This window comes from Pseudoalteromonas sp. SG45-5 (assembly GCF_014164085.1).
GTDB lineage: Bacteria > Pseudomonadota > Gammaproteobacteria > Enterobacterales > Alteromonadaceae > Pseudoalteromonas > Pseudoalteromonas aliena.
In genome coordinates this window covers 1-5,967 of record NZ_JACJEM010000101.1, presented here as the reverse complement: position 1 = coordinate 5,967, position 5,967 = coordinate 1, and the positions used below count along the sequence as shown (strand labels likewise).

The following is a 5,967-nucleotide window of genomic DNA, read 5'->3' as shown; positions in this document are numbered from 1 at the left end:
TATTTTCAGCGCTAACTGCGTTGAATTTACTTGCAATAGGCCAGCTATTGACGCGTAAATTCGCCTTGCTTTCACTGAAAATCTCTGGCTAGAGAAAATAAATTTAAATATCAAAATAATTCAATATGTTAGTAAATCTCTTAACCAGAGTTCAGGTTAATTAAATTAACTATTTTTCGTAGAACGGATAATCGCTATACCCAAGCTCTGTGCCACCATACATAGTGGCCGCATCGGCTTCGTTAAGAGGCCAATTATTAGCAATACGCTCTGGTAAATCAGGGTTAGCTATAAATGGGCGGCCAAATGCAAATAAATCACCGTAGCCTTCGCCTAAAATACGAATTGCTTTTTCGACGGTGTATTTACCAGCATAAATAATTCGCCCAGAAAACTCAGCTCTAACGGCTTTATAAAATTGATCTGGCAAATCGGGGGCGTTATCCCAATCAGCTTCAGCAATTGATAAGTAAGCAATACCAGCTTGTTCAAGCACTTTTACGGCTTCTACGTAGGTGTGATGAGGGTCTGATTCTACAAGTCCTAAATACACACGGTCTTCATCTGTACTTGCAAATAATGGGGCAAAACGCACACCCAAACGATCAGCGCCAACTACGTCACTAACTGCTGCAACAATCTCTTTTAAAAAGCGTAAACGGTTAGTAAGCGTTCCACCATATTGATCATCACGGTTGTTGGTGTGTTCAGAAATAAATTGGTTAACTAAATACCCGTTAGCGCAATGTAGTTCAACACCATCAAAACCGGCTTCAAGCGCATTACGTGCTGCTTGAGCGTACATATTTACAAGCTCACCTACCTCAGCAGTACTTAATGCGCGAGGTTCACTTGGATCGGCTAATGCGCCCTCACCAGGTGCCGTTTCAATAAATACTTTTACGTTGTCTGCAGTAATATTTGAAGGACCCACAGGTTTATCTGCATTAGGTTGCAACGTGGTATGTGAAACGCGGCCTACATGCCAAAGCTGAGCAAAAATAATGCCGCCTTTTGCATGTACGGCTTGCGTTACTTTTTTCCAGCCTTCAATTTGTGCTTGTGAATGTATGCCTGGCGTCCATGCATAACCTTGACCTCTTGGTTCTATTTGGGTGCCTTCAGTAACCATAAAGCCTGCTGAAGTACGTTGTGCATAATAGCTGGCCATTAAATCGTTAGGAATATTACCTGGCTGAGTACTTCGAGAACGTGTCAGTGGAGGCATTACAATACGGTTTTTAAGCGTGAAAGGGCCAAGTTCTACTGATGAAAATAACGTACTGGTATCTGAAATAGGGTTGTTCATTAAAACTCTCTCTTAAAGCAAACTTAGTGGCTTACTATAATTTACAAGGCAAAATATTTTGATGCTTAGCTGTTTAAGCAATGTTGGTAAGTTTAGAGTTTTAAAGATACAATTTGAAACAACACCTTTTTGTTTTAGATACAATTATGAATGGTATTAGTCGGCTCGATATTAAACAGCTCAGAGTGCTTAACGCATTACTGGATTTAAAAAACCTTTCGCAAGTAGCACGTAAAATGGGTTTAACTCAGCAAGCTATAAGTGAGCAGTTGCGTAAATTACGAGACTTATTTGATGATCGCTTGTTTATACGCCAAGGCAATAGCATGGTGCCGACACCTAAAGCTCTCTCAATGCAGCAACCTATCATTCATATATTAAAACAGTTAGAAACCCTATTAGAGCCTGAATTATTTACACCACAAACGTACAAAGGTGTGTTTACTATTAGTGCTACCGATTATGCCACTCAAGCACTACTTCCTCAGCTTTTTAATATAACAAGACGTGAGGCACCTGGTTTAAAGCTTATTGTTCGAGACTTTGCATCTGATAATGTTAATCAGCTAATAACAGCAGGCGAGCTTGATTTGCTCATCAGTTTTCCTGAATTTATTCCAGATAATTTAGCGTATGTAACTTTACTTGAAGAGCAGCACTTGTGTATTACTGGTTGTAAAAATGATCTAGGGGAAGAGCAACTAACACTTGCGAAAATTGCAGCGCATCCACAGCTGGTGGTATCGCCTTCGCGCGCTAACTTACGAGGTTCGCACGATCAATGGTTTGCTAATAAAGGGTTAAAGCGAAACATAGTTATGTCGGTACCCAGTTTTTCAGCGGTTCCCGACATTCTTCACACTACTGATATGCTGGCATTTTATCCTTCAAGACTCTTGCCAAATAGTAAGGTTAAACAGTTAGATATTGAGGCGCTACCACCTACTTTTAAAGTAATAGCAGCGTGGCATCCTCGAACTAACAACAGCCCAATACACCGTTGGTTAATAGAGCAGTTGCAAAGTTTTTAATAAAAAGCTAGCCAATTTCATCAAGTAAATGCATTACACGCTCACTGGCGGCTTCCATTTTATGTATGTGTTTAATAGCAGTCGCTTTATCGCCATTTTTAATCAGTCGTAATGCTTCAACTCCATTTTTATGCACTTCGCTATGTGGGGATTCTAACTGCTTAAATGCATTTGAATTTTTAAATCCAGCTGATTGTTCTGAGTTATACCATTTACCAAGTCGACACATTTTATGATCGCTAAAGTCATCAACAGACTTATTACTTTGCCCATTTGCAACGGCATAAACGTCACCTTTCCAAACAATATGATCAAGTTTAACCGTTTGTATGAACGATAGCGTGGCAGCTTGAGAAATTGTATTTTTCATATTGTTACAAAATTCGATAATCGCTGAGTAATCATTGTTCAGAGATCCAAAATTAGTGCTTAAATGTGAGCTGTTTTCTTTTATGCCTTCTACAGATACAACCGTTTCATTGGTTTTATTAATAATTTCGTTCACTAAATCAGCAACTTCTTGCGCTGATTTATTGGTATTTGTAGCCAACACCCTTACTTCGTCTGCAACCACGCTGAATCCTCTACCGGCTTCGCCAGCACGAGCAGCCTCAATTGCGGCATTAAGTGCAAGTAAGTTTGTTTGATCTGAAATTTTACTGATTGTCGAAACAAACGTACTAATTGTTCCGGCCATACTTGCTAAGCCAGAAATATTCTCAGTCATACTGCCCATTTTATTGGTCATCAAATCCATTTCTTTGACAATATGGTTTAGTGAGCCATTAGATTTTTCAAGGAGGGAGTTAATCTTATCACTTACTTTATTTTCTTCATCTATTTTAGAATAAGAGCCAAGAACAGTTTGTCTTATATCTTCAATCTGGCTCACACCATTGATTGAACTGCAAAGTAAAGAGTGCGTGAACTCTTGTTCTGGAGTATTGATAGGGCTGTTTAGCTCTTTCTTTAATAAATTATTTTCATTCATTAAAGAGGTGTTTTTGGTACGTAAAGACTCAATTTCTTCTTTTAATTCGTCATTTTTATTTTTAACTGATGAATACGTTTTACTTAAAACAAACATTTTTAAACCCTAATTTTAATTAAATATTTACTTATCCTTTTCATTATAGAGGTTAATTTTTAATGAGCATATATTTTTACTATTTAACCTGATCTCTGGTTAATAGATTTACTAACGTATTGAATTATTGAGATATTTAAATTTATTTTCTCTAGCCAGAGATTTTCAGTGAAAACAAGGCGAATTTACGCGTAAATAGCGGGCCTATTGCAAGTAAATTTAACGCAGTTAGCGCTGAAAATAGCTGCTCGAGATGGATTTATTATCCAGAGTTCAGGTTATTTAGATATAAAAATAGCGACTGATGTTAGTTGATAGGGGGTAATTAACCAGAGTTCAGGTTAAATTAAAGCGAATTATTTAAAATTCGATTTATAAATAATTGTTGTTTGCAGTATAAGTTGACATATTTTTACTAAAATATGGCGCTAGTGACGTGGTACTCGCCATAATCGTTTTTGAGGTGATAGGACTATGGCACATGCAAATAAAGGCAATCAGAACGCTAATCTGCCGCATTAACCCAACAGCGAAAGCTATGTGGGTTAAAAAACGCAAAAAAACGATAAAAAGCTTACTCAGTGGGTAACTGACACGTTTAAGGCTAACGCTACACTGCCTCTCTAGTCTTATTTATTAGGTATTCCGTGGAAGTCCCCCTTGTTTCTTTTGTAGGCGAATAATAAAGATTAGAGTTTTTTTGCATAGCCTATTTAACGGCCAGCAAGAGGAGTAAGGTAATAATCAAAAATAGACAGCTTTGAGCGAGGAGCGGACGGTCGGGTAAACTCGTTTTTGGACAATTATGAGTTAGTGTCGACGGGCGGTTCTGTGCCAACAGCAGACATTGAAAGCCTTGCTTAGCGAAAAATAACTTAGCTATAATCGCGTGGTGATGACCCACTTTTATTTTTACGTTTAAGCAACTGTAAGGGATTTTTTTTCATCTCCATTACTTTTTTCATCTCCATTAGATAGTATTGGTTTGATAAGACCTATCCATAACTTCAGGCGATATATTATTATTTCGATGAAAACCCACAATGCGATTAACTTTCAATTTTTCACTTCTCAAAAACTCTATAAATTGTTTACTGTAACTTGGCAGTATATTAGCAATGGTGTTATCAAAAGCGACTTCTAAAAAATCAGTTTGATATACGATGCCATCTTGCTCAAAATAAGCGAAGCTTTGGCGTTTTGAACGCGCATTTTCTAAAACATAAAAGCGTACATTATTAATAACCTGTCTATTTTTAATCTCTTCAAAGTTGAATTTATGTATTTTGTCATTAAATCGAGGAAAAGCCTTTATTGCTTTGACAGTATAAGCGTCTGCATAAATCTTGGCACCTTGTTCTACAAAGGGTAGAAGGCCTAAAATATGGTCGCTATATGGATGAGTAACAAAGACCGCAGTAATTTTTTTATCTGGGAATCGTTGCTTAATTGTGTCGATAACTTGATTTGACGATTTACTATTTTTTGATGCACCAAACACTGTAATATCATTATTATTTATTTTAAACAGTATATTTCTTAAAGCTGAACCGTCTGTAACAAGGTAAAGGTTTTTGGTTATAGATGTTGTTGTTAAAGCTGAGCTATTATCTGATACACTTTTGTAGTAATCACTTGGAAGCCTTAGCTTTTCTGTTTCAATTAGTTCTATCTTTTCAAAATTTTCAATTCTTGTTATAAAGCTAGGTGTAGTATCCCCATTGTATTTCTTAATGAGAGAGTGGGCGAAATAGTAACCATTAGAATATCTATAATCATCGTATAGATAGATTCGTTTTCTATTTTTATTGTTGATTGATATTAACTGTAAAGGCTTAGTGTTAAATACATATTCTATTGTTATTTTTTCGGATGTTTGATGAGTTAATGTTACTTTTCCAGATGGGGAGCCTTGTTGAAATTCTATTTTTTCTTCGATATTCGTTTCGCTAATTAATGGCATGATAGCAAAGAAGTCTAAATTCATTAAAGTTAGGTTTTTATAACGGTTAAAGCTATTCATGTTTTGTTTAATTACACTTTTTCCTAAAGAAATTCCATTGCGCTCATAACGCAAACTTTCTTTACTATTTTGGAAATGTACTTCGTCAAAATATAAGCCGCCAGTAAAGAGATGAACTACATTTTGATAGTAATGCTGATTATTAATATCAATATCCGTAACCTTAAAAGCCTTATATCGAGTGGGTGCTTGAAAGTCCCAAGACTGGAATGGGTCACTTCGCCCTAGATAGCTATGAGTTAAAGAAAATACTTTTATAGAAGATGTATTTTGATAGTGAGTTTTTAGCGTATTAATGAAAGTTGTAGCTTCACTTGCGCATGCAAGTTTTGTAACTGCAAGAAATAAAAAAATGACACTTTTTATGTACTTTCTCACTGAATAATCCCTTATATCTAGGGGCTGTTGATCTTTGTTTGAATTTTGTGCGTAAGCGGTAATCTCGTATAATTTACTTCGCCAAAAACAAACCTTACGAGATTACCATGCCCCGATTAATGCTCACTGATAAGTTGTG

4 protein-coding genes are annotated in these 5,967 nt (G+C 36.3%); 1 reads left to right on the top strand and 3 read right to left on the bottom strand.

Going from position 1 to position 5,967, the window contains the following annotated elements:
- Positions 1-169: 169 nt before the first annotated feature.
- A complete protein-coding gene (locus H5119_RS19650; RefSeq protein ID WP_182703433.1) occupies positions 170-1,309 on the bottom strand; it encodes an alkene reductase in 1,140 nt (379 codons plus the stop codon).
- A gap of 113 nt (positions 1,310-1,422) precedes the next feature.
- On the opposite strand from H5119_RS19650, the gene H5119_RS19645 reads away from it, so the two are divergent.
- Positions 1,423-2,340 carry a LysR family transcriptional regulator gene (locus H5119_RS19645; RefSeq protein ID WP_208611577.1) on the top strand — a complete coding sequence of 306 codons (918 nt, stop codon included), beginning with the start codon at positions 1,423-1,425 and terminating at the stop codon, positions 2,338-2,340.
- A gap of 7 nt (positions 2,341-2,347) precedes the next feature.
- Here the strand turns inward: H5119_RS19645 and H5119_RS19640 are convergent, their stop codons facing one another.
- On the bottom strand, positions 2,348-3,427 hold the full coding sequence (locus H5119_RS19640) for a methyl-accepting chemotaxis protein (RefSeq protein ID WP_138586111.1): 1,080 nt from the start codon (positions 3,425-3,427) through the stop codon (positions 2,348-2,350).
- Between the two features lie 970 nt (positions 3,428-4,397).
- Positions 4,398-5,828: an MBL fold metallo-hydrolase gene (locus tag H5119_RS19635; RefSeq protein ID WP_182703432.1), complete on the bottom strand. Its 1,431-nt coding sequence runs from the start codon at positions 5,826-5,828 to the stop codon at positions 4,398-4,400.
- Positions 5,829-5,967: the final 139 nt, after the last annotated feature.

What these genes read in the sequence shown, in the direction of transcription:
- H5119_RS19650 (WP_182703433.1), bottom strand. Translation starts at nt 1,309, where the DNA reads ATGAACAACCCTATTTCAGATACCAGTACGTTATTTTCATCAGTAGAA.
- H5119_RS19640 (WP_138586111.1), bottom strand. Translation starts at nt 3,427, where the DNA reads ATGTTTGTTTTAAGTAAAACGTATTCATCAGTTAAAAATAAAAATGAC.